Genomic DNA, 25148 nt, shown 5'->3' with positions numbered 1-25148 from the left:
GTGGGACACTGCGAAAACACGCGCCGCTCGGCCGGGCTAGTGCGTGCGTGTCGGCACCGCTTCACCGCTACGGAGCAGCGCGACGTCTCCCCGGCCGGTGCGGACGATCACTTCATCCTTGGTGACAACAATATCGTTGGGTTTGGCTGGAAGCGGGATGCGGCGGACGAGCCTCGGTGCGCGCAGGTCCACTTCCCAGAGCTCGCCCTTGTCCAGTCCGAGATGCTGTAGTCCTGACAGAATGTATAGATAGCCTCGCCAGCTGAAGCCGCCGATGACGTTTCCCCGGGCGAGCATCGTGCGCTGTGCGGATCCGGCGATGTAAAGCGCTCCTCCCCATTCGCCGGCATCTGTGCCGACCAGCCAACCGTCACGCCATCGCACAAGCAGGGTGACCTGCCCCCCGCCTTCGTTAGCCGGGATAACTGCCATGTGCGGGATGGGACCTGAGGGGGCGGGCAATATGACACGCCGCGCGCCCTCGCGTACGGTCGGCAGAGGCTCCAAGGGGGACGGCACTGACAGTGCCGGCTCTGTGATGTCTCCGCCCCCGCCGGATTGCTTGGCTCGACTACTTTGCGCACCGGCGGCGGAGACTGACGCAAATAATGCTATTGCCACGGGAACTAGCAGGAAGGCTCTCATTGAGGGAGCATCCTCGATCCGCAAAATGTCCACAAGAGCCGGTAGCGATCAAATAATCGAGCATTGTCGTGAGCGGTAATCTCGAGACTCCTCGGGGCCATCGAACTGATACCTGCAACCGAGTCCCCCGGAACAGGCGGCATTGTCGGTCTCGGCGCACTGCCCGGAGATCGTCGAGATATCTCTGCATTTGTAATTTGCGAAGCGGGACTCGTCGTGTGACTTATCCCGTCGCCATGCCGCGACTTGGGAGAGACAGATGATTTGGACCGTATTGGTTGCGGGCATGCTGCACGGGCAGGAAATTCCGCTGCGAAAGCATTATGGCAACCTTCTGTCCTGCGCCGCTTCCATCGAAGTGGCGATGGAGGCAGACGGCAAACCGGCTGCGGCTATCAAGGCTGCGGAAAAGCCATATATCGACGCCGCCAAACACCATCTGCCGACTGCCACGGACAAAGACATCGCGGAGGCAATCGCGAATGTTCGCTGGGGTTTCGAGCTCGTAGCCGGCAGCGCCGGAATGGATCGGGTAATTGCCGAACAGCGAAGCCATGTGGTTTCGTGCGAAAAGCAGATGGCGCTTTAGTCTGCCGATCGCTCCTCCGGCCCTGGAGCCAGTGCGAGAGCGAATAGCGCGCCGCCGGCTCCGATTATCCAGACCAGGATGCGGTCCATGAACCAAGCGTGTTCGGCGGTGTGCTGCCAGAAGATGACCATCCATAAAGGCGGGACGAGCATCGAGCCGAGCAGGGCCACGGCGCGCAGGCGGGTTGCGGGGTCCGGTTCGGTGCGGAGGCGGGTATAGGCCCAGCCGCCGGCCGCAATCGCCAGGAATAATGTGCCGAGAGCTAAGGTCTGCATGCCGGGCGTGAGCGATTCTAGCCCTGCCCATATGTGGTCGAAGAACTCATGCCATCCGACGGGCGTGTCGCGGCTTGAGACGCGGCTCAGGCCGGTTCTAAACAGGAATTGATGGCCTAGCTCGATCAACGCGGCCGGACCGAACGTGAGAGCGATCAGCGCCAGCTTAGCCAGTCCGGTGGCGGCAATCGCCGAGACATAGGCCAGCACCGAGCGGATGACGACCGTCGCGGTGTCGGCCTGGCGCGGCAGCGCAAGCGGCAGTGCGCCGATGACGATGGCCAGCCCCAGCGGCAGCCCGCCGGTGAGGAATTCGAATTGCATCGTCAGCGCCCCGAAAATCGCCGAGGCGGCGATAGCGGTGCGTCCTTTCAGCGGCGTGCTGGCCGACGCCCGCAGCAGGAAGAGCAGGAAGCCGGTCGGAATGAGGTCGGCGGGCCCGTGACCGAGCGATTGACCGAAGGATTCGAGCCCAAAGAAGCGGGAGAAGGCGAGAAATATCGCCAGCCAGGCGACGTGCTCCGCGATGCGCTGCCCTCGCGCCAAGCCTAGCAGCGCATATCCGATACCTGCGACCAGCGTCAGCGATAGCAGCAGCTTGTAGAAGCCACGCAGCCCGCTCACGCCGAGCGCCGGCAGCAACAGTCGCGCGACTATGGTGTGGGCGTGCAGATATTGGTGATAGTGTCGCGTCGGCGGCTCGATCTTGCCTGCAGCGAAGTCGGCAAGGACCCCGCAGGCATTGTCGGTATCCACCGGCACCGACAACGGGCTGACGGCCCGAAGCCGGTCAGGTGCGCGGTCATCCATCGTCTGAAACAGGATCAGGCAGTCATTATATTGATGCGTGCCGATTACGGTGTTGCCGTGCAGCCAGCTTGCCTGCGGATCGAGGGTCTTATCCGCGAAGGCAGCATTTATGGGGGCGGCGAGCGCCGCACGGCTGGTGCGCAGGCTCGAATGGGAAAGAGCGAGGAATGCCAGAAAGACGCCGAGGGCGAGGATTGCCGCGGTTAAGGCTGCCCAGATCAGGCCGCGCAGCACGCCGGTTTCCACGGCCGCGGTCTGCGGAGTCCTGGGATCGTCGCTGGCGGGCATCGCCATTGGACTAGCCGACCAGCCGCTTCATTTTGGTTAATAGGCTGTAAGGTTGAGGCGGAGGTGAGCGCTGGGGAGTCGATATTCTCAGACAATTGGGGTTTTCACGCCCGGATTTTTGGCTAAGCTTGATGGGCCGACGCGGTAGCATCCGCGCGGGATGGAGAGACGCGATGGCCTTTACGCGCCGGGACCTTGCAGTGGCTGCTATGGCGGCATCTTGCGCATTGGGCATAAAAGCGCTTGCGCAATCGCATGACAAGCTCGGCCCTGCGGTGTTCGACTGGGACAAGATGGCGGTCAAGACGACCGATGTCGGCGCGATCCGGAACCTGATCCGCCAGCCTACCGCAACGCTCGACGAGCTCGAGATGCATGTCACCACGCTCAATCCGGGGCTGTCGTCGCACCCGCCGCATACGCATCCCAATGAGGAATTGGTGATCATCCGCGAGGGGATTGTGGAAGTGCTTTCGGGGGGCGACTGGAAGCGGCTGGGGCCGGGATCGGTTATCTTCAATGCGAGCAATTCGCCGCATGCGCTGCGCAATGTCGGTGACACGCCAACGACTTATCATGTGATCAACTGGAAGACCCCCGCGACCCCCGCCAAATGAGGATGTAAGGATGGACCGCCGCTCGTTGCTCGCCGGAGGGACTTTTGCCGGAATTGCCGCGGGGCTGCCCGCCGAACTGCTCGCGCAGAGCGTCGCCTCGGGGAATGCGCCTTCTTCCGAGACGGCGCCTTCGGGGCCCGATCCGAGCGCCAAGCACCGGATCGACTTTGCGGCGATCGGGATGGACCATGCGCATATCTATGGGATGTGCGACGCGGTGATCCGCGGCGGGGGGACGCTCAAGCTCTATTTTTCGGCCGATCCCACGCAGATCGAGACGTTCGGCAAGCGCTATCCGGGGGCGAAGCTGGCGCGGAACGAGGAAGAGATCCTTGCCGACAAGACCGTCAAGCTGGTGCTGAGCGCTTCGATCCCCGATCTGCGCGCGCCGCTGGGCATCAGGGTGATGCGCGCGGGGAAGGATTATCTGGGCGACAAGCCGGCGATCACGACGCTGAAGCAGCTGGCGGATGTGCGGCGGGCGGTGAAGGAGACGCGGCGCAAGTTTGCGATCATGTATTCCGAGCGGCTCGAATCGCGGGCTTCGGTGCAGGCGGGCGCTCTGGTGGAGCAGGGCGCGATCGGCAAGGTGATCCAGACGGTCAACCTGGCGCCGCACCGCGTGGGGCAGGGGCGGCCGGACTGGTTCTGGGACCAGGCGCGCTATGGCGGCATCCTGACCGATATCGGCAGCCACCAAGCGGACCAGTTCCTGTTCTACACGCGCTCGACCAGCGCCAAGGTGGTGTCTTCGCAGACCGGCAATTTCGCGTGGCAGGACAAGCCCAAGTTCGAGGATTTCGGGGACATGGTCGCAACCGGCAATGGTGGGACGGGCTATATCCGAGTCGACTGGTTCACGCCGGCGGGGCTGCCGACCTGGGGAGACGGGCGGCTCTTCTTGCTCGGGACCGAAGGCTATATCGAGCTGCGCAAATACATCGATGTCGCCGGGCGGGCGGGGGGCAATCATCTGCTGATGGCCGACAAGAGCGGTGTCAAATATGTCGACTGCTCGAAGGTCAATTTACCGTTCGGGCCGCAATTGGTGACCGATGTGGTCGAGCGGACGAGCGTGGCGCAGGACCAGGCGCAGGCGCTGCTTGCCGCGGAACTGGTGCTGATCGCGCAGAAGAATGCCACGCGGCCGATGACGGCCTGAAGGGGAGCGCCCAGATGAATTTCACCCGCCGCAACGTCCTGAAGTCCGCCGCGGTCGCCGCGCCGATGATCGTGCCGGCCAGCGTGTTTGGACAGAACGCGCCGAGCAACCGCATCAATGTGGGCGCGATCGGGGTGGGGCGGATCAGCCGGATCCATGACATGAAGGAAGTCCACAAGCATGCCGATGCGCATATTGTTGCGGTGTGCGATGTCGATACGCGGCGGCTGGGGGCGGGGCAGCAGATGGTCGACGACCGCTATGCGGCGAGCACTGGCAAGAATTATTCGGGGACGCGGGGATATACCGATTATCGCGAGCTGCTGGCCGCGGAAGATATCGATGCGGTGCTGATCTCAACGCCCGATCACCAGCATGCGCCCCAGGCGGTTCATGCCGTGCGCGCGGGGAAGCACGTGTATCTCCAGAAGCCCGCTTCGCTGACGATCGCAGAAGGCCGCATTATGGCGGACGCAGTGAAGGCGAGCGGACGGGTGCTGCAGATCGGATCGCAGCAGCGTGCGCAATCGCCATGGCCGCAATTCCACCGCGCCTGCGAACTGGTGCGTAACGGACGGATCGGGAAATTGAAGCATGTCGAGGTCGGGTTGCCGGGCGACCCTTCGGGACCCGAGGCGCGGCCAATGCCAATCCCCTCGGCACTCAATTACGATGCCTGGCTGGGGACTACGCCAGAGGTTTATTATACCGAGACGCGGGTGCATCCGCAGAACAGCTTCGAGGATCGGCCCGGCTGGCTGCGCTGCGAGCAGTTCGGCGCCGGGATGATCACCGGCTGGGGTGCGCACCATATCGACGTGGCCCATTGGGGCATGGGGATGGAGCTTTCGGGGCCGGTCGAGATCTGGGGCACCGCGGAGTTTCCCAAGAGCGGGCTGTGGAACGTGCACGGGCCGTTCGAGACCCATGCACGCTATGCCAATGGCGTGACGATGAAGGTCTCGGGCGCGCTGCCCAACGGCGTGAAATTCATCGGCGACAAGGGCTGGATCTTCGTCACGCGGTCAGGCGCGGTGACGCCAAGCGATCCGGGCGGGCCGCAGATCGATCCGCTGCAGGCGAGCGATCCGAAGATTTTGACCAGCGTCATCGGGCCGAACGAAGTGCATCTCTACAAGGCGCCCGAGCAGCATCGGAACTGGCTAGACGCGATCCGAACTGGAGTGCCGGTGAGCGCCTCGGCCGAGGTCGGGCACCGCGGGTGCTCGACATGCCTGTTGCACTGGATCGCAATGAAGACCGGGCGGCGGTTGCGCTGGGATCCGAAGGCCGAGCAGTTCATCGGGGATGATGCGGCGAATGCGATGCTGAGCCGGCCGCAGCGGGAGCGGTGGGCGATTTAACTGACCGTCGCCAAAATTAGTCACTCCGGCCTTGTGTCGGGGTCCAGCGAGAGGTTTGGTCATGCGCTAGGAGCTCGCGCTTCATTGCTAGCGGTACGATGGATCCCGTGAACAAGTCCGGATGACGGTTAGAGTTGCTGGAGCGCTTCGATCAGGCGGTCTACATCGCCCTCAGTGTTGTAGTGGCACAGGCCCACGCGGAGCAGTCCGCCGGCTTCGTCGAGGCCGAGGCGGGCGGTGACTTCGACGGCGTAGAAACGGCCCGACCATGCGTAGATTTCGCGGGCGGCGAGGTGCTGGCAGATCGCGTCGGGGTGATGGCCTTCCATCGTGAAGGAGAAGGTGGGCACGCGGCCTTGCATCGTCGGCGGGCCCCAGAGCTTGAGGCCGGGGATTGTGGCGAGGCCGGCGAGGAGGCGGTCGCCGAGCGCATTTTCGTAGCGTGTCGCTCCCTCCATCGCGGCGATGAGGCGGGCGCGGCGGCTATTGGCCTGCGGGTCGATCTCGCCGCCCAGCCATTCGAGATATTCGATCGTGCCGAGCACTGCGGCCTGGCTTTCGAAGGAGGGCGTGCCGGTCTCGAAGCGGTGCGCGCCGTGGGTGCCGGCGGGGCGGACGTGATAGGCGCGGACTCGCTCCACCACATCGGCTTTGGCCCAGAGTACGCCCTGGTGCGGGCCGAAGAATTTGTAGGGGGAGCAGGCGAGGAAATCGCAGCCCAGCGCGGCGACATCGGTGACCAGGTGGGGGACCGACTGGACTGCGTCGACATAGACCAGGGCCTCCGAGTGTGCGCGGACGATTGCGATGGCTTCGGCGACAGGGTTGATCGTGCCGAGGGCATTGCTGGCCATGCCGAGGGCGACGAGGCGGGTGTTGGCCCGGAGAAGTCCGGCGAGTTCTTCGAGCTTCCAGCGGCCGGTTTCGGGGCTGAAATCGAGCCAGCGGACGGTGACGCCGCGGTCCTCGGCGGCGCGGAGCCAGGGGGAAACGTTAGCGTCGTGATCGAGGCGGGTGAGGACTATTTCGTCTCCATTTTGCCATTTGGCGGAGAGAGCGCGCGAGACGGCGAAGGTGAGCGACGTCATGTTCTGGCCGAATGCGATTTCGTGCGGCTGGCCGCCGAGCAGATCGGCCATTGCCTGGTGCGCTTCGGTGCTCAGGGCATCGGTCTCGATGGAAGTGCGGAAGGGGCCGCCCGAATTGGCGGTGCCGCTGGCGAGGTGGGCGACCATGCGATCGACTGCGTGGCGACAGATCTGGGTGCCGCCGGGGCCGTCGAGATAGACGCGGTCGTCCGAGAGTGCCGCGAACTGGCCGCGAACGGCGCTGATTGGAAAGTCCATGTGGGTGGCATAGAGCGGCTTCGCGCCGCGCAAAAGGGAGATGCTCGATGGCCATCCGCACCGGACTGATCGGCTATGGGCTCGGCGGGATGGCGTTCCATGCGCCGCTGATCGACGCGGTGCCCGAGCTGGAGCTGGCGGCGGTCGCGACTTCGCGGGAGGCGGAGGTGCATGCGCGCTATCCGGATGCCGCCGCGACCGATGCGGCGGCGCTGATCGGCGATCCGAGGATCGAGTTGGTGGCGATCTCGACGCCCAATGACAGCCATTTCCCGCTGGCGAAGGCTGCGCTCCTTGCGGGGAAGCATGTCGTGATCGACAAGCCTTTCACCAACAAGGTGGCCGAGGCGGAGGAGCTTGATGCGCTCGCCAAGGCGCGGGGGCTGGTGCTGTGCGCGTTTCACAATCGGCGCTGGGATGGCGACTTCCTCACCGTGCAGCGGGTGATCGAAAGCGGGCGACTGGGCGAGGTGATGCTGGCCGAGCTGCGCTGGGACCGGTTTCGGCCCGAAGTTACCGGTGCGTGGCGCGACAAGCCGGAGGTGGGATCGGGAATCCTTGCCGATCTGGGGCCGCATCTGATCGATCAGGCGCTGGTGCTGTTTGGCGTGCCCGAAGCGCTGATCGCGGACGTCGAGGTGCAGCGGCCAGGCGCAGTGACCGACGACTATTTCGAGATCGCGCTATTTTACGGGAAGCGCCGTATGGTCCTGTCGGCGGGGCGTCTGGTGGCGAAGTCGCGGCCGCGTTTTTCGCTGCATGGGATGGCGGGGAGCTTCGTAAAATACGGGCTAGATCCGCAGGAGCCGGTGATGAAGGCGGGCGGCAAGCCGGGGACGCATGTGGAGGATGCGGCCGATTATGGGGTCCTGACTGGCGGGGACGGGACGGTTGAGACAGTGCCGACCGATAAGGGGGATTATCGTGCGTTCTATTCGGGAGTGGGGGAAGCGATTGTTGCCGGTACACCGCCGCCGGTGAGTGCGGGGGATGCGATGCTCGGGCTGCGGATCATGGAGCTGGCCCGCCTTAGCTCGCGTGAAGGGCGGCGGGTTAGCCTGTAATGCTCTCGGATTAGTGGGCGCGATCGATCAGCCGAGCGGCGGCAAACCCGCCTTGAGCTCATCGAGCCACGGCCGCGCCACGCCGTCCGACGGCGCGCGCCAGTCGCCGCGGGGGCTGACCGATCCGCCGGCGGAGACCTTGGGGCTGTTGGGCAGCGCCGAGCGCTTGAACTGGCTGGTCTGGAAGAAGCGGAAGAGGAAGGTCTCGAGCCACTTCTGGATCGTCGCGAGATCATAGGCATTGCGCCCGTCCTCGGGGAAGCCGATCGGCCAGCGCCCCGCCTCTGCATCCTTCCACGCATGCCAGGCGAGGAAGGCGATCTTGGACGGCTTGAGGCCGTGGCGGATCACATAATGCAGGAAGAAATCGTGCAGCTCATAAGGGCCGATGCGGTCCTGCGTGCTCTGCATCTTGCCGCTGGCATCCGCGGGGACGAGCTCGGGCGAAATCTCGGTATCGAGGATCGCGCGGACGGTCTCAGCGGCTTCGCCTTCGAACTGGCCGGTGTCGAGCGTCCAGCGGATCAGATACTGGATCAGCGTCTTGGGGACGCCGGCATTGACGCCGTAATGGCTCATATGATCGCCGACGCCATAGGTGCACCAGCCAAGCGCCAATTCAGAGAGGTCGCCGGTGCCGACGACGAAACCTTCGCGCTGGTTGGCCAAGCGGAAGAGATAATCGGTGCGCAACCCGGCCTGAACGTTTTCGAAGGTGATGTCGTAAACCTTCTCGCCGCGCGCGAAGGGATGGTCCATTTCCTCCAGCATCTGGCGCGCGGTGGCGGTGATGTCGATTTCCTCGCCGGTGACGCCGAGCGCGTTCATTAGCTTCCAGGCGTTCGATTTGGTCGCATCGCCGGTCGCGAAGCCGGGCATGGTGAAGCCGAGAATGTCCGAGCGCGGGCGGCCGAGCCGGTCCATCGCCTTGGCCGCGACGATCAGTGCGTGGGTCGAATCCAAGCCACCCGAGACGCCGATGACGAGGTGCTTGGTGCCGGTGGATTCGATGCGCTTGCGCAGGCCCTCGACCTGGATGTTGAAGGCTTCGTAGCAATCCTCGGCGAGCTTGGCGGGGGTGTTGGGCACGAAGGGGAAGCGGCGCATCGTGCGCATCAGGCCGCGATCGGCGAAATCCGGCTTATGTTCGAAGGCGATGCGGCGGAAGCGGGTCTCGGGATGGCCATTGGCGGCGGCGCAATCGTTGAACGTGCCCATCCGCATCCGCTCGAGCCGGAGGCGTTCGAGGTCGACATCGGCGCAGACGATCTCGGTGGTCAGCTCGAAGCGCTCGGTTGCGGCGAGCAATTCGCCGAGTTCGTAGATCAGCCCTTCGCCGTCCCAGGCAAGGTCGGTCGTGCTCTCGCCTGGGCCCGAGGCCGAATAGAGATAGGCGGCGACGGCGCGGGCGGATTGCGACGCGCACAGCATCATCCGCTCGCGGCTCTTGCCGATGACGATGTTCGAGGCCGAGAGATTGGCCAGCACCAGTGCGCCCGCGAGCGCGCCATGCGTCGAGGGCGGCAGAGGCGCCCAATAATCCTCGCAGATTTCCATGTGGAAGACGAAATCGGGCAGGTCGCTGGCGGCGAAGATCAGGTCGGTGCCAAAGGGCGCGGTCTGGCCCGCCACTTCGATTTGGAGCCCGGTAAGCCCGGCACCGCTCGCGAACCAGCGCTTCTCATAATATTCGCGGTAATTGGGCAGATAGAGCTTGGGGACGACTCCAAGGATGCGCCCGCGCGCAATGGCGACCGCCGTATTATAAACGCGGCCGTTCCGCCGCAGCGCTGCGCCGACCAGCAGCACGGGCTTGAGATCCATGCTCGCCGCGACGATCGCCGCGATGCCCGCCTCGGTCGCGTCGAGGATCGTGTCCTGCAAGTGCAGATCGTCGATCGCATAGGATGTGACGTTGAGTTCGGGGAAGACCAGCAGGTCGGCGCCTATCGCATCGCCCTGCCTGGCCAGCGCGATCGTGCCCTCGGCATTGGTGGCTGGATCGCCTGCCGTAGCGATCGGGGTGCAGACGCCGGTGCGCAGCATTCCCTGGCGGTGAAGCGAGTAAAATGGATGGGTCACAGCGCCTCGTCCAGCATTTCCAGGGCTACGCGAATGCATTCGATGCGGACCGGCCCGCGGCCGATATCGCCGAAATGCTCTTCGCGATGTGCGGTCCGGCGGCCATCGCGCGCGCAGCCGAAATGAACAAGGCCGGGCTCGTCGCCGGGCGCGCCTGGGCCGGCAAAGCCAGTGACCGAGAGTGCAATCTGCGCGTTGCTCGCCCGGAGCGCGCCCTCAGCCATGGCGCGGGCGACGGCTTCGCTGACGGCGCCCGCACCCTCGATCAGATCGAGCGGTATGCCGAGCAGTTCGGACTTGGCCCCGTTGGTGTAGACGACGAAGCCGCGCTCGAAGGCATGCGACGCGCCTTCAACATCGGTGAGCAGAGATGCCAGCAGCCCGCCGGTGCAGCTTTCGGCAGTCGCGATGCTGAGTTCGCGGTCGCAGGCACGCTCAAGCAGCGCGCGAGCCGCGTCATCGACCTGGTCGGGCAATACGGGCGACAGCGTTTCGCTCATGGAACGTCCCTAATCGCTCGGCGGCGGCGGTGCCAGCCCGAGCATGTGAGGGAGAGCTAACGCGTTGTGCTGGCAGGGGTTGCCGAAATCAGACCTTGGCGGAGTAGATCATCCGGCCCGGCCCGAGGCGCTCGAACACCTTGGCAAGCTCGTGCTCGCCGACGGCAAAGCAGCCCTGGCTGCGGCCGAGCTTGCCGTGCTTGGCGATCATGTCGCTGTTCGCGTACCAGGCAGAATGGATCACGATGGCGCGGTCGAGCGCATTGTTGTTGGTCGGATCGAGCCCGATCAGCCGCTGCGAATCGCCGTGCTTGCCGACATAATAATCGGCGGTGAGGAAGGCGCCTTCAGAGGTCGCTTCGCTGTTCACCTGGTTCGAAAAGCGATGGAGCAGCCCGGTATGCTCGGGATCCGAGCCGATGCCGTGGGAGACGAGGAAGCTCTCGACTTCGCCGCGGCCGAGATGGACCAGATAGAGGCGCGGGAGATGCGAGGGTCTCGAGAAATCGGCGATGGCGATGCGATCGTGCGAGGGAACGCGCATCGATTGGCGATCGAGCGCGGCGATGGCGCGCTTGAAGAGTTCGGGACGGATGCCGAGCGGCGTGCGCGGGGCGGCCTTGGCCGCAGCGGGCGCCGCCGGGATCGGGGGCACATACGCCGGCACCGGAACCGTCGGCGCCAGCGCGCTCTGAACGCGCGAAACGCAACCCGAAACTGCAGCACCGCTGGCCATCACAAAGGCCGACCTCAACATCGTGCGACGCGTCTGCGCCGAATTCAGATTGTGCATCGTATTGATTTGCCCGCTACCAAATCCCCTGCCGACCTTATAACAGACTGTTCCCGCACCTTTTGCTGAACAACTGTCCCAAGTCCGACGCTTCGCCGCATCTCCTGCCCGGTTCATCCTTTTGATCGCGGATCGAGCCAGCAAACGTATGCCTGTCGATCTTTCGTCGTCGATGATTCGGCAACGGCACTAAATCAGGTTAATTTCGTTAAGGTATCGAAATCCGGGGCAGGCGCTTCGGGTGATGCTCTGGAGACTTCCCTCGATGCGTACCGGCTTGATTGCGGCCTTCTTGCTTGCCGGCGCCGCCCTGCTGCCGATCACGCCCGCCGCGGCCCAGGTGAGCGCGTCGGACACGATGCGGCCTTCGTCGGAGTCGCTCAAGCCGGGGCAATTCGTCTGGTATCCGCATTTCGAGAATGCGAGCATCGGCAGCCCGGTTTCGATCGTGGTGAGCCTGCCGCAGCAGCGTGCCTTCGTCTATCGCGGGGGGGAGTTGATCGCGGTGTCGACGGTTTCGACCGGCTCGGAAGGGCGCGAGACGCCGGTCGGCGAGTTCACCATTCTGCAGAAGAAGACCTTCCACCGCTCGAACCTCTATTCTAACGCGCCGATGCCTTACATGCAGCGGCTGACCTGGGACGGGATCGCGCTCCATGCCGGGCATCTGCCGGGCTATCCGGCCTCGCATGGCTGCATCCGGCTGCCCAAGGAATTCGCGCGCAAGCTTTATGACCTGACCGCGATGGGCGGGCAGGTGTCGGTGGTCGATGACTATATCGACGATCCGGCTGACAATCGCTTCTCCGAGCCCGCGCCCGTGCTGATCGGGGACGCCAACCGGCTGGGCGGGGATTCGTTCAACATGGTGACGATGAGCGGAGATCCGCCGAAGAGCCGGCCGGCATCGTGGGTGACGGGGCCGGCGCGCGAAGTGGTGCAGCCGATCCCGCCGGGGTTGCGCTAGGTCAAGCTTGCCGCGGCGATGCGCTCGATCGCGGCATCGAGCGTCGCCTCTTCCTTGACGAAGCAGAAGCGGACGACGCTAGTGACCGGATCCTGCGGATAGAAGGCGGAGACCGGGATCGCGGCGACGCCGGCTTCGATCAGCCGCTCGCAGAAGGCCACATCGTCGAGCGCGACGCCCGAGGCGGCGAGGTCCACCGATAGAAAATATGTCGCGGCGCTCGGCAGGGTGACCAGGCCCGCCGCTTTCAGCCCGGCTTGCAGCCGGTCACGCCCGGCCTGGAAGCGGTGGCGGGCGGCCTGGACCCATTCGTCCTGCGTCGTGAGACCTTCGGCGACTGCCCATTGCAGATTGGGCGGGGTCGTGAAGGTCAGGAACTGGTGCGCCTTGGCGAGTATGCGAGCGAGGGGCGGGGCGGCGCACATCCAACCGACCTTGAACCCAGTGAGCGCGAAGATCTTGCCGGCGCTGCCGATCTTTACGCTGCGCTCGCGCATGCCGGGGAAGCCGATCAGCGGGAGATGCCGGGCGCCGTCGTAGGTGACGTGCTCCCAGACTTCGTCGCAGATCGCGAGCAGATCGTGCGACACGCAGAAATCGGCGATCGCGGCGAGTTCGGCGGCGCTCGACATGGTTGCGCTGGGGTTGAGTGGGTTGTTGAGCAGCACTGCTTTGGTGCGGGCGGTCACTGCGGCCTCTAGCGCCGCCGGATCGACGCGCCATTCGGGCGGCCCGAGACGCACGAACACCGGCACGCCGCGCGCCTGGCGGATCAGCGGGGCATAGGCGTCGTAGAGCGGCGGGAAGCAGATCACTTCGTCGCCCGGCGCGACGATCGCGAAGATCGCGGCGGCGAGCGCTTCGGTCGCGCCCGAAGTCACAATCACTTCGTCGGCAGACAGGTTCAGCCCCTGGTGGCGGGCATAATGATCCGCGACGGCACGGCGCAGCTCCGGCAGGCCGGGCATGGGCGGATATTGGTTCGACTTTTCGAGCAGCGCATCGGCCGCGGCGCGGAGTACTGCCTCGGGGCCGCGGCCGTCGGCAAAGCCCTGGCCGAGATTGATCGCGCCGGTCTCTCGCGCGCGGGCCGACATGGCTTCGAAGATGGTGGTGCCCATGCCGGCATAAAGCGGGTTCATGCGCTCTTTTGCGCTTCCTGCGCGGCGGCTTGCAAGGCCACACGAAACCGCCGCATTAGCGAGCCGTTATAGTGACTCGCGTTACAAAGGACCGTCATGAGCCACACACCGCCCGTTCCCGAAGCCAATCAATCGCCTTATCCGATCGAAGAGGCGCCGCACGCGCATGACGAGGGCGGCGAAGCGTTGAAGGCCGCCCGCGAGCTTACCGAAGCGAAGGAGCGCCGCTCTGCCAACGCACGCCATCTCGGCATGGGCGCCGCGATCGGCATCGGTTCCGCCGCGATCGTCGCAGGCCTGCTTTACTGGCGCGGCGGCCGGCGCTGACAGGTTGAAGATCGCGGCCTGACTCGCCGCATGCAGGAAGTCAGGCCGGAACGTAGACGAGGCGGAGCACATCTGCGCCGATCCGATCGTAACTCACCAGGCGCAAGGGCGGCCGGGGCCCGGCGAAATAGGGTGCGCCCTGGCCGAGCACCACGGGGTGCAGGTAGATTCGATATTCCTCGATCAGGCCCAGCTCGGTGAGGGTTCGTGCCAGGTTCGGGCCGGCGACTTCGATCTCGCCCTGCTCTTCGGCCTTGAGCTTGCGGATGGCGGCCTCGAGGTCGCCCTCGACCAACGCCGCGTTGGCGCCGACTGCATTGAGCGTGCGCGAAACCACCCATTTGCGTTGCGCGCGCCAGGCCGCTGCAAAGGCATGGCGGTCTGCATCCCATTCGGGCTGGTCCTCATCCCAATAACGCATGATCTCATACATCGTGCGCCCGTAGATGCTGCCAACTTGCCCGCGGGCTTCCTCGATGAAGTGGCGGAAGAGGATAGGGTCGGGCGCAAACCCGTTATGATCCACATAGCCGTCAAGCGACTGGTTCATCCCGAATACGAGCTTGGCCATCCCACTCCCTCTCCACCCTTCGTCACCCGCGTGCAGCAGCGTTATGCTGCCTATGTTGAGCGTCCGGGGGCTTCCACGTTACCCCGCGCCAAGTCTCCGTCTTTACCGCGCGTCCGCCAGAGCCGCTGAACTACTCTACAGAATCAAGAACTTGGCGCGCCCGGTTGGATTCGAACCAACGACCACAGGCTTAGAAGGCATGTGCTCTATCCAGCTGAGCTACGGGCGCGCGCGGCCGTTCGTTAGCGCGGATTGCGCGGGCGTGGAACTGCGATAAACTCAGGCCATGAGCAACGGGGAAGCCAGGCCGGCCCAGATCGCCACGCGGGACGTGGCCGGGGGCCATTTCCGCTATTTCGATTTTGTGATGGCCGCGTTCGTCGCGATCATCCTGCTGTCGAATGTCCTCGGTGCGGGCAAGGTCGCCCAGGTGTGGCTGCCGGGGTTCGACATCTGGTGGCCGTTCGGGGCGGGCATATTGTTCTTCCCGATCTCGTACGTAATCGGCGACGTGCTGACCGAAGTCTATGGTTATGCCCGCGCGCGGCGGGTGATCTGGGCGGGGACGGTCGCGGTGCTCTTCATGGCGTTCATGTCATGGGTGGTGGTGGCACTGCCGCCCGCGCCGAACTGGACCAACCAGGCCGCGTACGAGACGATCTTCGGACAGGTGCCGCGCATCGTGCTGGCCTCGGTCTGCGCCTTTTGGGCGGGCGAATTCGTCAATAGCTATGTGCTCGCGCGGATGAAGATCTGGACACAGGGCCGGATGCTGTGGGCGCGGACGATCGGATCGACGATCGCAGGGCAGGGGATCGACAGTCTGATCTTTTATCCGCTCGCCTTTCTGTGGGCAGAGGGCTGGACCACCGATCTGGTAATCACCGTGATGTTCACGCAATGGGTGCTAAAGGTCTCATGGGAAGTCGTGCTGACGCCGGTGACTTATGCAGTGGTCGGTTTCCTCAAGCGCCGCGAGGGTGTGGACGTGTTCGACGAAGGCACCGACTTCACGCCCTTCACTGCGCGCGTATGAGCCCGCTTCAGGCGGTCAAATACTGGCTGGTCCAGCATTTCAGCCTCGCGAAGGATGCGCTGCACATCTATGTCGGGCTGCTGCTGTTCTTCGGCATCGCGCTGGCATTCAAATGGCCGCTGCGCAGCTGGAAGCCTTGGGCAATAGTGCTGGCGGTAGCGCTGATCGGAGAGGCCTGGGACCTTCGCGACAGTGGCGTATATCGCACCCGCGTCGACTTGTGGGGCAATTGGAAGGACGTGTGGAACACGATGTTCTGGCCCAGCGCGATCCTGTTGCTGGCGCGGTTTACCGGCCTGTTCGAACGCACGCGCTGAGCAGTTGCACAGTCCGCACTTGCGCATCGTTGCAGCTTCGTAACAGTCTTGCTCTTCAGCAAGGGAGTGCGGGACGATGGCGGCGACCGACGCGGTGTTCGAAGGCAAAGGCGGGCTGAAGATTTTCTACCGCCATTGGATACCCGAAGGCACGCCGCGCGCAGTCGTGGTGATCTGCCACGGCGTTAATTCGCATGGAGGGCAATATCTCTGGGCGGCGGAACGGCTGGTCGAGAGCGGCTATGCGGTGTTCGCGCTCGATCTGCGTGGGCGCGGCCGTTCGGAGGGGCGGCGCTTCTATGTCGAGGACGCCGGGGACTATGCCAGCGACGTGGCTGGCACGATCGCGCTGGCCAAGGCCGCGCATCCGGGCCTCAAGGTCTTCCTGCTCGGGCACAGTGCCGGCGGAGTCACCGGTTCGCTTTATGTCCTCGATCACCAGCACGAGATTGACGGCTTCATCTGCGAAAGCTTCGCCTTCCAGGTGCGGGCGCCCGCCTTTGCGCTGAAGATCATCAAGCTGCTCGGGCGGATCGTTCCGAAGCTGGGTGTGCTCAAGCTCCACAACAAGGATTTCTCGCGCGACCCGGCCTGGGTCGCGGCGCTCGATAAGGATCCCTACACGCAGAATGAGAAACAACCCGCGGCAACCGTGGCAGCGTTGCTCTATGCGGCGGACCGGATGCGCGTGGAATTCCCGACGGTGACGATCCCGCTCCTCATCATGCACGGAACCGAGGACAAGGCGACGATGCCGGCGGGGAGCAAGTTCTTCTACGAGACCGCCGGCTCGGCGGACAAGACGCTCAAGCTGTACGAAGGTCATTATCACGACCTGCTCGCCGATTACGGCAAGGAGAGCGTGATGGGAGACATACAGGCGTGGCTTGAGGCGCGGCTTTAGCGACATCGGCAATTCCTCCCTCGCGAAGCGGGGGAGGGGGACTGCCGCGAAGCGGTGGTAAGGGGCTCTCCGCGAATGCATCGCTTGCCGCTAGCCCCCTCCGTCAGCCTGCCGCCGCCACTCCCCCTCTAAAGCGAGGGAGGAATAAATGAATGCTGATCCGCCTAGGCAACCGCCTCGAGCAGCCCCTCGAACAGCCGGCGCCCGTCGGTTCCGCCGTGCGCGGCTTCGATCCGGCGTTCGGGATGGGGCATCATGCCCAGCACGTTGCCGCTCTTGTTGAGCAGCCCGGCGATGTTGCGGGCAGAGCCGTTGCACTCGGCGGCGTAGCGGAAGGCGACGCGGCCTTCGCCTTCGATTTCGTCGAGCGTAGCATCGTCGGCGAAGTAATTACCGTCGTGATGGGCCACCGGAATTGTGATGCTCTCTCCGGCATTATAGGCCGAAGTGAAGATCGATTGCGAAGTCTCAACCGTCAGCGGCACATCGCGGCAGACGAAGTTGAGCTCGGCGTTGCGCATCAGCGCGCCCGGGAGCAGCCCCGTCTCGGTGAGGATCTGGAAGCCGTTGCAGATGCCGAGCACCGGCACACCGCGCCCGGCTGCCTCGATCACTGCCCGTACCACCGGTGAGCGGGCCGCGATCGCGCCGCAGCGGAGGTAGTCGCCATAGGAAAAACCGCCGGGCAATGCGATCAGGCCGAGATTTGCGGGCAGTTCGCTCTCGCCGTGCCAGACCATTTCGGGCTTCTTGCCGGTCACGCTTTCCAGCGCGACGGCGATATCGCGATCGCAGTTCGAGCCCGGGAAGACAATGACCGCGGTCTTCACTGCTTTTCGACCCGGTAATTCTCGATGACCGTGTTCGCGAGGAGCTTGCGGCACATCTCGTCGATGGCCTCGTCGCTGGTCGAATCCGCGACCTCGAGCTCGAAGAGCTTGCCCGCCCGGACATCCTCGACGCCGCCGAAGCCTAGGCCGCTCAGCGCGTGCTGGATGGCCTTGCCCTGGGGATCGAGCACGCCGTTCTTGAGAGTGACGATGATGCGCAGTTTCATGCCCGCGGCCTATGGCGCGCGCGGATGAGTCGGGCAATCCGAATCTGCTCCACTCCCTTGCAGGGAGGAGAAGGAGCTAGAAATAGCGCGCCACGGCGAATCTGAAGCGCAGCCGGTCGTTCGCGAAATAGGGGAGGGTGGAGCCGGTGCGCGAATAGGAGGCGCTGATCTGGGGCGAGAATCCCCACAGGCGGATCGCGCGGGTGCCGAGCGTGGCGCGGGCGCTGAGGCGCCAGTCCTTGCGGGGATCGGAGGAGAAAAGGAGCATCGGCGCGTCGAAGATCGCTCGGCTGGCGGTGCCGCTGATCCCGAAGGTGATGCCATGCGGCAATTCGCCGCCAAAGCCCGCGATCACGCCGGCTTCCTTGCTCGAATAGGCTCGCTGGACCAGAGCATCGCGCCGCGCGAACAAGCCGCCCGATGCGACGAGGCTGCGGCTGACCGCGCGCTCGTATGTGGCGTAGGCACTGGTCTGCCAGCCATCGTAATTGCCGTCGAACAGTGCGTTGGTCTTGCGGGTGTCGACCTGCACGCCGATCTGCTCAAGCCGGCTGAGGCGCGCCTGGAAGCCGGCCTTGATGCCCAACTGCCGTGTGATCAGCCGTCCACCATACCAGCGCTGCCCGGCCACGGCCTGCCCCGACACGCTCATTGCGGGGGCGAGGCGATATTCCAGGCCGGCCGCGGTCTGCGCCTGGACGTCGTCATATTGGGTGCCGGCATAATTGTTGCCGTTGCTGTCCAGATCGACCAGCGCAGAGAGCTTGTCGCCGAGCGGCAGGCGCACTCCGCCCGAGACCGAGGCAGTCTGGCCGGTGCCCGAACGCGCCTTGGCGGCATCGTCGAGCGTTAGCGGCAAATGCCCGCTGCCCCATTGGATCGTGATTTGATCCGCCGAGGTGGCGTTGTTGATGTTGGTATCGGGCGCGATGCCGAAATCCACATCCAGACGCCATGCGCGCTTGGCGCGGATCACGTCGCGGACGGCGCGGATCGTGCGCGCGACGTCTTCGGGAAGATCATCGGTCTGCTGCGCCATGCGGAACTGGCGATCGGCGCTCTGGGGCTGGCCGAGCGCGAGCATCTCACGACCGAGCTCGAGCCGCACGCGCGTCTGCGAGGGATCGCTGGCCAGCATGTCCTTGTAGATCTCGGCCGCCGCCTTGTGATCGCCGCGGCTCGCCGCAAGCTGCGCGCTGAGGAAGCTCGCTTCGAAGCGGAAATCGGGGATGCTGGTCAGCATCCGGAGCATCGGCTGGGCTTCGTCGAAACGCTTGGCCGCGATCAGCGCCTGAACTTCGCCGAACATCGCGTCGGGCGTCATCCGCACCTTGCACGTCTCGGCGACGCATTGGTCGATGATCGGCTGCGCTGTCTGGGCAAGCGCGCCCACCGGCGCGAGCAGCGCCGCCAGCAACGCCGCTAGATGCTTCATGTCAGGGCTTCTTGCCGGTGTAGGCACCGAGGATGTCGATCCGCTGATCGGGGGTGCCGCCGACGATGCGGAAGCCGCCGCCGATCTCATCGGCACCGGGGCCGAAAAACGCGCCGTCGAGGCTCGATCCAGCGATGTTGAGCGAATTGCCGGCGGTGCAGGTAACTGCGAAGCAGGCCTGGCTGAACGAACCGGTGAAGCCGCCGCGATTGATCAGGTCGATCGTGGCGCTGCCGGTGGCGCTGAAGCGCGTGCCCGCGCTCAGCGGATAGAGCCCGCTGGTATAGGCATCGATCGTGGGCGCGAAGAGCGTGCCCGAGAAGGTCGAAGTCACGGCCTTGGTAGCGAAATTGATATTCGTGCTGTGGCTGCCCTGCATCCACTGGAGATAGCTGGAGCCAGTGGCATCGAGCGTGGTCGTCGGATCGACATTGACCACCATCGAAGCGATCATCTCGCCATTATAGCTGGCGGTGCCGGTGGTCGGCACGGCGGCATTGGCGCTGCGCTCGCCGAACACGAAGGCGGCGCGATCGAGATTATAGGTTTCGCGCAGGAAGCTGCCGCTTACCGGCGCCTGCACCGCGCCGCTGACATTGTTGCGCACGAAGCCGGCATAGGTGACGTATTTCGTCGTCGTGCCGGGCTTTTGATAGAAAAGCGTCTGGCGGCTCGAGCTCGAGGCATCGTCCATTACCGGATAATCGGAGCCGGCCGAGCCAGGGTAATAGGGGCTGGTGTTCGTCAGGCGGCTGCCCGTCTGGCTGCCCGCTTCGAGATACTGAATCTGGCGCGCGGCGTCGAAATTGGGAACGCCGGCCTGGGGCTGGAGCGGGCCGCCGAATGCGGTGCGGTGCTGCGGGTCCTGGAAGCGGAACGCAGTGACGTTGACCAGCCCATTGGGCCGATTGATCGTCATTTCGAAAATGGCGTCGCGAGGATTGTAGGTGACCGAAATGCCGCTGTCGCGCGCCGTGTTGGCATCGCCAGCATAAAGCTGGCCGCCCTGGCCGACCTTGTTCGAGTCGGTGTAATATTCGTAATGCTGGACCGCGCCGATGCCCTCATAGGTCTTGGTTTCGGTCGGGTTGACGAAGCTGTGCGTCGGCGTTGGCGTGCCCGCCGGGGCCGCAACGCTGCCCACCGTCTGCGGCCGCGTTTCGCCGCCGCAAGCGGCCAGCATGACGGCGCCCGAGAGTACAGCCAAGTTGCGGAACGAACGCATCGAAAATCCCCCTGAGAGTTCTGACGCAGGGGTAATCCGCCATGGTTAAGAAGCTGTTTAAGGGAAGCGCAAAATCGCAGTGAGGCGCGCGATAACCAATTCGAGCTGTGCGGGCGCCTCCCGCGATCGGAACGGCGCAATCTCAATATCTTACTAACTAATGTAATAGCGCAGATGGCGAACTCCGGTTACGAAACCTGCGTCGTTCGGCATCAGGCCGGGCTACGGTCGGAGCTCCCTCCCGCCTCGCCGAGATGCTTATGTGCACGTTCGTACGATCAGGTTCGCCGAGTGGTCAGCTTTGTTCTTCGCCAAGCTTCGCGAGTCCGAACAGACCGCGCTGATCCTCTACCGGCACGGCCATCCCTTCACGACCCAAGCCAAGGCGGACGAATTCCGCCTCTGGTTCGGCACGCTCAATACCGAAATGTTCTGGGGCGATTGCGGGCGGGTCGAGACCGATTTCGACGTGGTGCGCTTCGCCTTTGCCACCCAATGGATCGCCGAGCGCTTCGAGTGGCGGATGCACGGGCGGATGAATTTTCTGGACGGCACGCTGGAGTCCGCGCCGCCCAAACCGGAGAATTAGCCCGGGCTTACTTGCCGCGCTTCTTGCGATGCGTTTCCAGGTCGAGCACCGCCGAATCCGCGCCCTCGGGGAGCAGGCCGAGCCGGCGCGCGACTTCCTGATAGGCTTCGACTTCACCGCCCAGATCGCGGCGGAAGCGATCCTTGTCGAGCTTCTCGTTGGTGGTCATGTCCCACAGGCGGCAGCCATCGGGGCTGATTTCATCGGCCAGGATGATGCGGGGATAGTCATTGTCCCAGATCCGGCCGAATTCGAGCTTGAAATCGACCAGGCGGATGCCGATTCCGGCAAACAGCCCGGCAAGGAAGTCGTTCACGCGGATCGCCATGTCGGCCATGTCGTGCAGCTCTTCCTGCTGCGCCCAGCCGAATGCGAGAATATGCTCGTCGGTGACCATCGGATCGCCGAGCGCATCGTCCTTGTAATAATATTCGACGATCGTGCGGGGCAGGGGCGTGCCTTCTTCGATCCCGAGGCGCTTGGCGAGCGATCCAGCGACGACGTTGCGCACCACAACTTCGATCGGGACGATTTCAACCTGGCGAATGAGTTGCTCGCGCATGTTGAGACGGCGTATGAAGTGCGTCGGGATGCCGATCGTCGCGAGCAGCGTGAAGATATGCTCGGAAATCCGATTGTTGAGCACGCCCTTGCCGCTGATCGTGCCCTTTTTCTGGGCATTGAAGGCTGTCGCATCATCCTTGAAATACTGGATCAGCGTGCCGGGCTCGGGACCCTCGTAGAGGATCTTGGCCTTGCCCTCATAGATCTGCCGGCGGCGTGCCATTTCGGTCCCCTGAAAGACATGGCCCCGGCGCCGCGGGTGACCGCGTTCGCGCCGGGGCCCTGGAATGGCCGGGCCTATATCGAAAGGCCCGCGCCCACGCAACTTAGGCTTGAGGTGTGGCCCCGTCCCGCTTCCGCCGCAGCCGCTGGAACAGCATGATGAGCGGGAATGCGATCAAGCCCCAGGGAAGGAGATAGATTACCAGCGTGAACACCGTGCGCAGTCCGATCAGGAAGGTGGCGGCTGAGGCTTGCGTCGCATCGCCGAGCTGGGCGCCGACGCTCTCTGCATTGGCCGACGGCGTGATCGCGGCATAGCGGATGTCGAATTCGGACATCGCGACGCGGCCCTGCTGCTCCTTGAGCCAGGCGCGGGCCTGGTCCAGCTCCTCCTGCGCCGTGGTCACGCTGCGTTCGGCTTCGACGAGTTCGCCGACATTGCCCTTGCGCGTGCGCAGCACGTCGGTCAGCCGCGCGACGAGCAGTTCGCGCTGCTTGATCCGCGCCTGGGTGTCGACGATCGTCTTGGAGACGTCCTCGCCCTCCACCTTGGTGTCGGTCGGGCGGCCGCCGGCATCGGCGACGATATCCGATAGCCGGTTGGAGAAGGCCCGGGCCTCGCTGCTGACGACGCGCAGCTTGAGCGTGCCCGAGCCGGTCTGATCGGTGCCGGTGCCGCGCTCGAGCGACAAGATCTGGCAGCGCGCGGCGCCCATGTCCTCGCAAAGACCGCGATGCTTGTCCTGCGCATCGGCGAGCTTGTCCTCGGGCACAAGGAAGCCCAGCGACCAGGCATAGGCCAATTGCGGCACGCTGACGGCTACCGGCTTGGCGCCGTTCGCGCCGGCGCGAAGCTCGCTGGAATCGGCTGCCATGTCCGCGGCGCTCCCGCCGCTTTTACGAGTCTGGGTAGTGTTTTCCGCCGAGCACGCACTGAGCGCTACGGCGGCGGTGGCGAGGGCAATTAAGGCACGCATGGCATCATCTCCCGTTATCCGGAAGGTAATCCACCACAATGCTAAGCCTTAATCAAGACACAATCTTGCCTTATTTGAGGCGAGATTGTGTCAGGCTAGTTTTCGTCGTTGTCGCGGGCGAACCAGCGCTGCATCAATGAGCGGCGGTCGCGAGGGGGCGGAGGCGCCTGATATTCGCCGCTGCCATCATTGTGATAATGGACGTGCTCAGGCTCCGCATTCGCTCCGACAGGGCGGCCATGGATGATCCAGCGGAGCATCAGCACGACCAGGATCATTAGCAGCAGCCACGGCCCGACGCTGGCGAGCACCACGACAAGCTGGGCGAGCGTGTTCTGCAGCGTCTGCCCGGCATTGCGGAAATTGGCGTCGGATGAGCCCAGCCCGGTCAGGGCGTTGCTGGATTCATACGTGAGCAACAGCGGCGCGGTAGCGAGGCTCTGCCCCTGGCTGGCTTCGCTCTCGGCGATCTCGGATAATGCCGCCTGAATACGCGCGACGCGAGCGACGCCTTCGGGCGTGCGCATCGTCTGCGCATTGCTCAGCCGCTCGCGCAGGCGATTGACCACCGCGGTGCTGCGCGCCTGGGTGGTCGCGTCGGAGCCGGTAATCTCCGTATCGACGAGCACGCCATCCGATCCGGTGACGTTATTGGTGACCGCATCGCCATAATTGCGCGCGATCGCGGGATCGATGCGGATCGTCAGCACCGCCTTGGTGTGGTTCGCATCGTCGACGCGGTAGCGCATCGAGAGGATCCGGCAGCGCGCCGGTCCGAGCCGATCGCAGGCATCGGCATTCGATTGGAGCACGCCCTTCAGCCGATTGCCCGGCAGGCGATAGGCGTAGCGATAGTCGAAGCCGGTGCCGGTAGCGGCAAAAGCTTCGGCATCGGCCGCGGTCGCAAATTCGGATTTGTCCTTGGACGGCGGCTTAGGCCCCGCATTGTCGCAACCCGCGAGCAGCGCCAGCGCTGCCAATGCCCATACGACTCGCATTGAGTCCTCCCTGTTGGTTGATCAGGGAGTAACCTGTTTTGCAGGGCCGCCCAACAGCACGCACCGCGCGGCGTTCCCGTTTCGGGAAGCCGCCCGCGCGGTTGCCCCCGAAGGCGTTGGTCAGCGCCGCTCCCGCTCCCACGGGGCATCGTATTCGATGGCCTGCAGCCGTTCGAAAGCATAAGCGACCTTTTCGATCATCCGCGTGATCGCATCGCTCAGATGGCTGTGGTCATGGGCCCAGTCAGCGCTCTCAAAGTCGCGGTTCATGTTGTTTTCTCCTCGATGACGATGAAACCGAGATGATCGTTTCGCTGCAGGAACGCCAACAAATCGATGGACGCAACTGACAAGGACAACTTATGGGTAACGGATGCGCCGCTTGCCTCCGCTTTCTGCCGTCCGCGTATTCGAGGCTGCCGCACGGCACGGCAATTTCACTCGCGCGGCGGTCGAGCTTGGCATGACGCAGGCGGCGGTGAGCTATCAGGTCAAGTTGCTGGAGGAGCGGCTCGGCGCGCCGCTGTTTCGCCGCGAGGGGCGGGGCGTGGCGCTCACCGATGCCGGCCTGCGCGCCGCGCCGCAAATCTCGCGCGCCTTCGACGCGATCGACCAGGCATTTGCCCGAGTGCGCGCCGAGGAGGAGGGGCTGCTCACCGTCTCGACCTCCAACACCTTTGCCAATGCCTGGCTCGCTTGGCGCTTAGGCAGCTTCCAGATGGCGCATCCGGATATGGCAGTGCGGCTCGACGCGAGCGACGCGATGGTCGATCTCGACACCGGCGAGTTCGATTGCGCGATCCGGGCCGGGCGCGGCGGCTGGCCGGGCCTCGCCGCAGACAAGTTGCTCGACATCGATTTCACGCCGATGGTCAGCCCTGCCTTTCTGGAGGTGCATCCGCGGCTTCAGCCGAGCGACTTGCTGAGCCTGCCGCTGATCAGCCCGCACGATCCGTGGTGGGCCTATTGGCTGCGCGAAGTCGGGGTCGATGTACCCGAGGGCCCGCCGCGCCCGGGCGTCCGCATGGACAGCCAGTCGCATGAGGGGCATGCGGCTATCGCGGGGCAGGGGGTGGCGATGCTGACGCCGTTCTTCTGGCGTAGCGACTTGGCCGAGGGGCGCTTGGCGCGGCCGTTCGATCATGTCTCGACCCGCGGCTATGCCTATTGGTTCGTGGTGCCGGAGGGACGACGTAACGTGCCCAAGATCAAGCGCTTCCGGGAATGGCTGCTGGCGGAAATGGTCCGCGAAAGACCGGTGCCGGTGTTGGGTTAAGGCCGG

General features: G+C 64.5%; 28 protein-coding genes and 1 tRNA gene. 12 read left to right on the top strand and 17 right to left on the bottom strand.

Going from position 1 to position 25148, the window contains the following annotated elements:
• Nucleotides 1–36: 36 nt before the first annotated feature.
• The gene (locus tag ACZZZM_RS13225) at nucleotides 37–432 is read right to left on the bottom strand and encodes a hypothetical protein (protein ID WP_463595552.1); all 396 of its coding nucleotides are present in this window, start codon (nucleotides 430–432) and stop codon (nucleotides 37–39) included.
• 472 nt (nucleotides 433–904) lie between these two features.
• Here ACZZZM_RS13225 and ACZZZM_RS13220 point away from each other — a divergent pair, with 472 nt between their 5' ends.
• Nucleotides 905–1234, top strand: a complete 330-nt coding sequence (locus ACZZZM_RS13220) for a hypothetical protein (RefSeq protein ID WP_463595551.1) — start codon at nucleotides 905–907, stop codon at nucleotides 1232–1234.
• On the opposite strand, the gene ACZZZM_RS13215 is transcribed toward ACZZZM_RS13220, so the two are convergent.
• On the bottom strand, nucleotides 1231–2613 hold the full coding sequence (locus tag ACZZZM_RS13215; RefSeq protein WP_463595550.1) for a hypothetical protein: 1383 nt from the start codon (nucleotides 2611–2613) through the stop codon (nucleotides 1231–1233). The genes ACZZZM_RS13220 and ACZZZM_RS13215 overlap by 4 nt on opposite strands.
• A gap of 167 nt (nucleotides 2614–2780) precedes the next feature.
• On the opposite strand from ACZZZM_RS13215, the gene ACZZZM_RS13210 reads away from it, so the two are divergent.
• Genes ACZZZM_RS13210 through ACZZZM_RS13200 form a run of 3 tightly spaced genes read left to right on the top strand, consistent with a single transcriptional unit; the run spans nucleotide 2781 to nucleotide 5750 of the window.
• Complete coding sequence (locus tag ACZZZM_RS13210; protein WP_463595549.1) at nucleotides 2781–3224, top strand: cupin domain-containing protein; 444 nt, start codon at nucleotides 2781–2783, stop codon at nucleotides 3222–3224.
• A 10-nt stretch (nucleotides 3225–3234) separates the two neighbouring features.
• Entirely contained in the window at nucleotides 3235–4386 is a 1152-nt protein-coding gene (locus tag ACZZZM_RS13205) for a Gfo/Idh/MocA family protein (protein WP_463595548.1), read from the top strand.
• Between the two features lie 14 nt (nucleotides 4387–4400).
• On the top strand, nucleotides 4401–5750 hold the full coding sequence (locus tag ACZZZM_RS13200) for a Gfo/Idh/MocA family protein (RefSeq protein WP_463595547.1): 1350 nt from the start codon (nucleotides 4401–4403) through the stop codon (nucleotides 5748–5750).
• 128 nt (nucleotides 5751–5878) lie between these two features.
• Here the strand turns inward: ACZZZM_RS13200 and ACZZZM_RS13195 are convergent, their stop codons facing one another.
• Nucleotides 5879–7096 (bottom strand): cysteine desulfurase-like protein, encoded by a 1218-nt coding sequence (locus tag ACZZZM_RS13195; protein WP_463595546.1) that lies wholly within the window; start codon nucleotides 7094–7096, stop codon nucleotides 5879–5881.
• A 47-nt stretch (nucleotides 7097–7143) separates the two neighbouring features.
• Between ACZZZM_RS13195 and ACZZZM_RS13190 the strand changes: the two genes are divergently transcribed.
• A complete protein-coding gene (locus ACZZZM_RS13190; protein WP_463595545.1) occupies nucleotides 7144–8160 on the top strand; it encodes an oxidoreductase in 1017 nt (338 codons plus the stop codon).
• A gap of 27 nt (nucleotides 8161–8187) precedes the next feature.
• Here ACZZZM_RS13190 and ACZZZM_RS13185 read toward each other — a convergent pair whose 3' ends face one another.
• The 3 genes from ACZZZM_RS13185 to ACZZZM_RS13175 form a co-directional block, all read right to left on the bottom strand.
• Nucleotides 8188–10281: an NAD(+) synthase gene (locus ACZZZM_RS13185; protein WP_463595544.1), complete on the bottom strand. Its 2094-nt coding sequence runs from the start codon at nucleotides 10279–10281 to the stop codon at nucleotides 8188–8190.
• Nucleotides 10239–10742, bottom strand: a complete 504-nt coding sequence (locus ACZZZM_RS13180; protein ID WP_463595543.1) for a CinA family protein — start codon at nucleotides 10740–10742, stop codon at nucleotides 10239–10241. Before ACZZZM_RS13180 ends, ACZZZM_RS13185 begins: the two co-directional genes overlap by 43 nt.
• A gap of 88 nt (nucleotides 10743–10830) precedes the next feature.
• The gene (locus ACZZZM_RS13175) at nucleotides 10831–11535 is read right to left on the bottom strand and encodes a murein L,D-transpeptidase catalytic domain family protein (protein ID WP_463595542.1); all 705 of its coding nucleotides are present in this window, start codon (nucleotides 11533–11535) and stop codon (nucleotides 10831–10833) included.
• A 265-nt stretch (nucleotides 11536–11800) separates the two neighbouring features.
• Between ACZZZM_RS13175 and ACZZZM_RS13170 the strand changes: the two genes are divergently transcribed.
• Nucleotides 11801–12502 (top strand): L,D-transpeptidase family protein, encoded by a 702-nt coding sequence (locus tag ACZZZM_RS13170; protein ID WP_463595541.1) that lies wholly within the window; start codon nucleotides 11801–11803, stop codon nucleotides 12500–12502.
• Here ACZZZM_RS13170 and ACZZZM_RS13165 read toward each other — a convergent pair.
• Nucleotides 12499–13644, bottom strand: coding sequence for an aminotransferase (locus ACZZZM_RS13165; protein WP_463595540.1), 1146 nt, complete (start codon nucleotides 13642–13644; stop codon nucleotides 12499–12501). The two genes, ACZZZM_RS13170 and ACZZZM_RS13165, sit on opposite strands and share 4 nt — an antisense overlap.
• A 96-nt stretch (nucleotides 13645–13740) precedes the next feature.
• Between ACZZZM_RS13165 and ACZZZM_RS13160 the strand changes: the two genes are divergently transcribed.
• Nucleotides 13741–13971, top strand: coding sequence for a hypothetical protein (locus ACZZZM_RS13160; protein ID WP_463595539.1), 231 nt, complete (start codon nucleotides 13741–13743; stop codon nucleotides 13969–13971).
• A 40-nt stretch (nucleotides 13972–14011) separates the two neighbouring features.
• On the opposite strand, the gene ACZZZM_RS13155 is transcribed toward ACZZZM_RS13160, so the two are convergent.
• Together ACZZZM_RS13155 and ACZZZM_RS13150 are read right to left on the bottom strand one after the other, a co-directional pair.
• Nucleotides 14012–14542, bottom strand: a complete 531-nt coding sequence (locus ACZZZM_RS13155; protein WP_463595538.1) for a dihydrofolate reductase family protein — start codon at nucleotides 14540–14542, stop codon at nucleotides 14012–14014.
• Nucleotides 14543–14694: 152 nt separating this feature from the next.
• Nucleotides 14695–14771 (bottom strand) — tRNA-Arg (locus ACZZZM_RS13150).
• A gap of 57 nt (nucleotides 14772–14828) precedes the next feature.
• On the opposite strand from ACZZZM_RS13150, the gene ACZZZM_RS13145 reads away from it, so the two are divergent.
• The 3 genes from ACZZZM_RS13145 to ACZZZM_RS13135 all read left to right on the top strand — a co-directional run bounded on the left by ACZZZM_RS13145 (nucleotide 14829) and on the right by ACZZZM_RS13135 (nucleotide 16799).
• Nucleotides 14829–15578 carry a queuosine precursor transporter gene (locus ACZZZM_RS13145; RefSeq protein ID WP_463595537.1) on the top strand — a complete coding sequence of 250 codons (750 nt, stop codon included), beginning with the start codon at nucleotides 14829–14831 and terminating at the stop codon, nucleotides 15576–15578.
• Nucleotides 15575–15895, top strand: a complete 321-nt coding sequence (locus tag ACZZZM_RS13140; RefSeq protein WP_463595536.1) for a hypothetical protein — start codon at nucleotides 15575–15577, stop codon at nucleotides 15893–15895. Before ACZZZM_RS13145 ends, ACZZZM_RS13140 begins: the two co-directional genes overlap by 4 nt.
• Nucleotides 15896–15971: 76 nt before the next feature.
• A complete protein-coding gene (locus ACZZZM_RS13135) occupies nucleotides 15972–16799 on the top strand; it encodes an alpha/beta hydrolase (RefSeq protein WP_463595535.1) in 828 nt (275 codons plus the stop codon).
• A gap of 164 nt (nucleotides 16800–16963) precedes the next feature.
• Here the strand turns inward: ACZZZM_RS13135 and purQ are convergent, their stop codons facing one another.
• The 4 genes from purQ to ACZZZM_RS13115 form a co-directional block, all read right to left on the bottom strand.
• On the bottom strand, nucleotides 16964–17629 hold the full coding sequence (gene purQ, locus ACZZZM_RS13130; protein WP_463595534.1) for a phosphoribosylformylglycinamidine synthase subunit PurQ: 666 nt from the start codon (nucleotides 17627–17629) through the stop codon (nucleotides 16964–16966).
• Nucleotides 17626–17856 (bottom strand): phosphoribosylformylglycinamidine synthase subunit PurS, encoded by a 231-nt coding sequence (gene purS, locus ACZZZM_RS13125; RefSeq protein WP_463595533.1) that lies wholly within the window; start codon nucleotides 17854–17856, stop codon nucleotides 17626–17628. The genes purQ and purS overlap by 4 nt, the downstream gene beginning before the upstream one ends.
• Before the next feature lie 76 nt (nucleotides 17857–17932).
• Nucleotides 17933–19291, bottom strand: coding sequence for a surface lipoprotein assembly modifier (locus ACZZZM_RS13120; protein WP_463595532.1), 1359 nt, complete (start codon nucleotides 19289–19291; stop codon nucleotides 17933–17935).
• A gap of 1 nt (nucleotide 19292) precedes the next feature.
• Nucleotides 19293–20516, bottom strand: a complete 1224-nt coding sequence (locus tag ACZZZM_RS13115; RefSeq protein WP_463595531.1) for a transferrin-binding protein-like solute binding protein — start codon at nucleotides 20514–20516, stop codon at nucleotides 19293–19295.
• A 262-nt stretch (nucleotides 20517–20778) separates the two neighbouring features.
• On the opposite strand from ACZZZM_RS13115, the gene ACZZZM_RS13110 reads away from it, so the two are divergent.
• On the top strand, nucleotides 20779–21105 hold the full coding sequence (locus ACZZZM_RS13110; protein WP_463595530.1) for a hypothetical protein: 327 nt from the start codon (nucleotides 20779–20781) through the stop codon (nucleotides 21103–21105).
• Between the two features lie 7 nt (nucleotides 21106–21112).
• Here ACZZZM_RS13110 and purC read toward each other — a convergent pair whose 3' ends face one another.
• The 4 genes from purC to ACZZZM_RS13090 all read right to left on the bottom strand — a co-directional run bounded on the left by purC (nucleotide 21113) and on the right by ACZZZM_RS13090 (nucleotide 24136).
• Nucleotides 21113–21892, bottom strand: a complete 780-nt coding sequence (gene purC, locus ACZZZM_RS13105; RefSeq protein ID WP_463595529.1) for a phosphoribosylaminoimidazolesuccinocarboxamide synthase — start codon at nucleotides 21890–21892, stop codon at nucleotides 21113–21115.
• Nucleotides 21893–21995: 103 nt separating this feature from the next.
• Nucleotides 21996–22868, bottom strand: a complete 873-nt coding sequence (locus ACZZZM_RS13100) for a DUF4349 domain-containing protein (RefSeq protein WP_463595528.1) — start codon at nucleotides 22866–22868, stop codon at nucleotides 21996–21998.
• Nucleotides 22869–22963: 95 nt separating this feature from the next.
• Complete coding sequence (locus ACZZZM_RS13095; protein WP_463595527.1) at nucleotides 22964–23866, bottom strand: hypothetical protein; 903 nt, start codon at nucleotides 23864–23866, stop codon at nucleotides 22964–22966.
• 120 nt (nucleotides 23867–23986) lie between these two features.
• Nucleotides 23987–24136: a hypothetical protein gene (locus ACZZZM_RS13090; protein WP_463595526.1), complete on the bottom strand. Its 150-nt coding sequence runs from the start codon at nucleotides 24134–24136 to the stop codon at nucleotides 23987–23989.
• Between the two features lie 103 nt (nucleotides 24137–24239).
• Here ACZZZM_RS13090 and gcvA point away from each other — a divergent pair, with 103 nt between their 5' ends.
• Nucleotides 24240–25142 carry a transcriptional regulator GcvA gene (gene gcvA, locus ACZZZM_RS13085; protein ID WP_463595525.1) on the top strand — a complete coding sequence of 301 codons (903 nt, stop codon included), beginning with the start codon at nucleotides 24240–24242 and terminating at the stop codon, nucleotides 25140–25142.
• Nucleotides 25143–25148 lie beyond the last annotated feature (6 nt).

It is taken from the genome of Sphingomonas sp. AC522 (assembly GCF_979258125.1).
The sequence above is the reverse complement of the archived record's forward strand: the minus strand, read 5'-3'. Positions and strand labels throughout refer to the sequence as shown.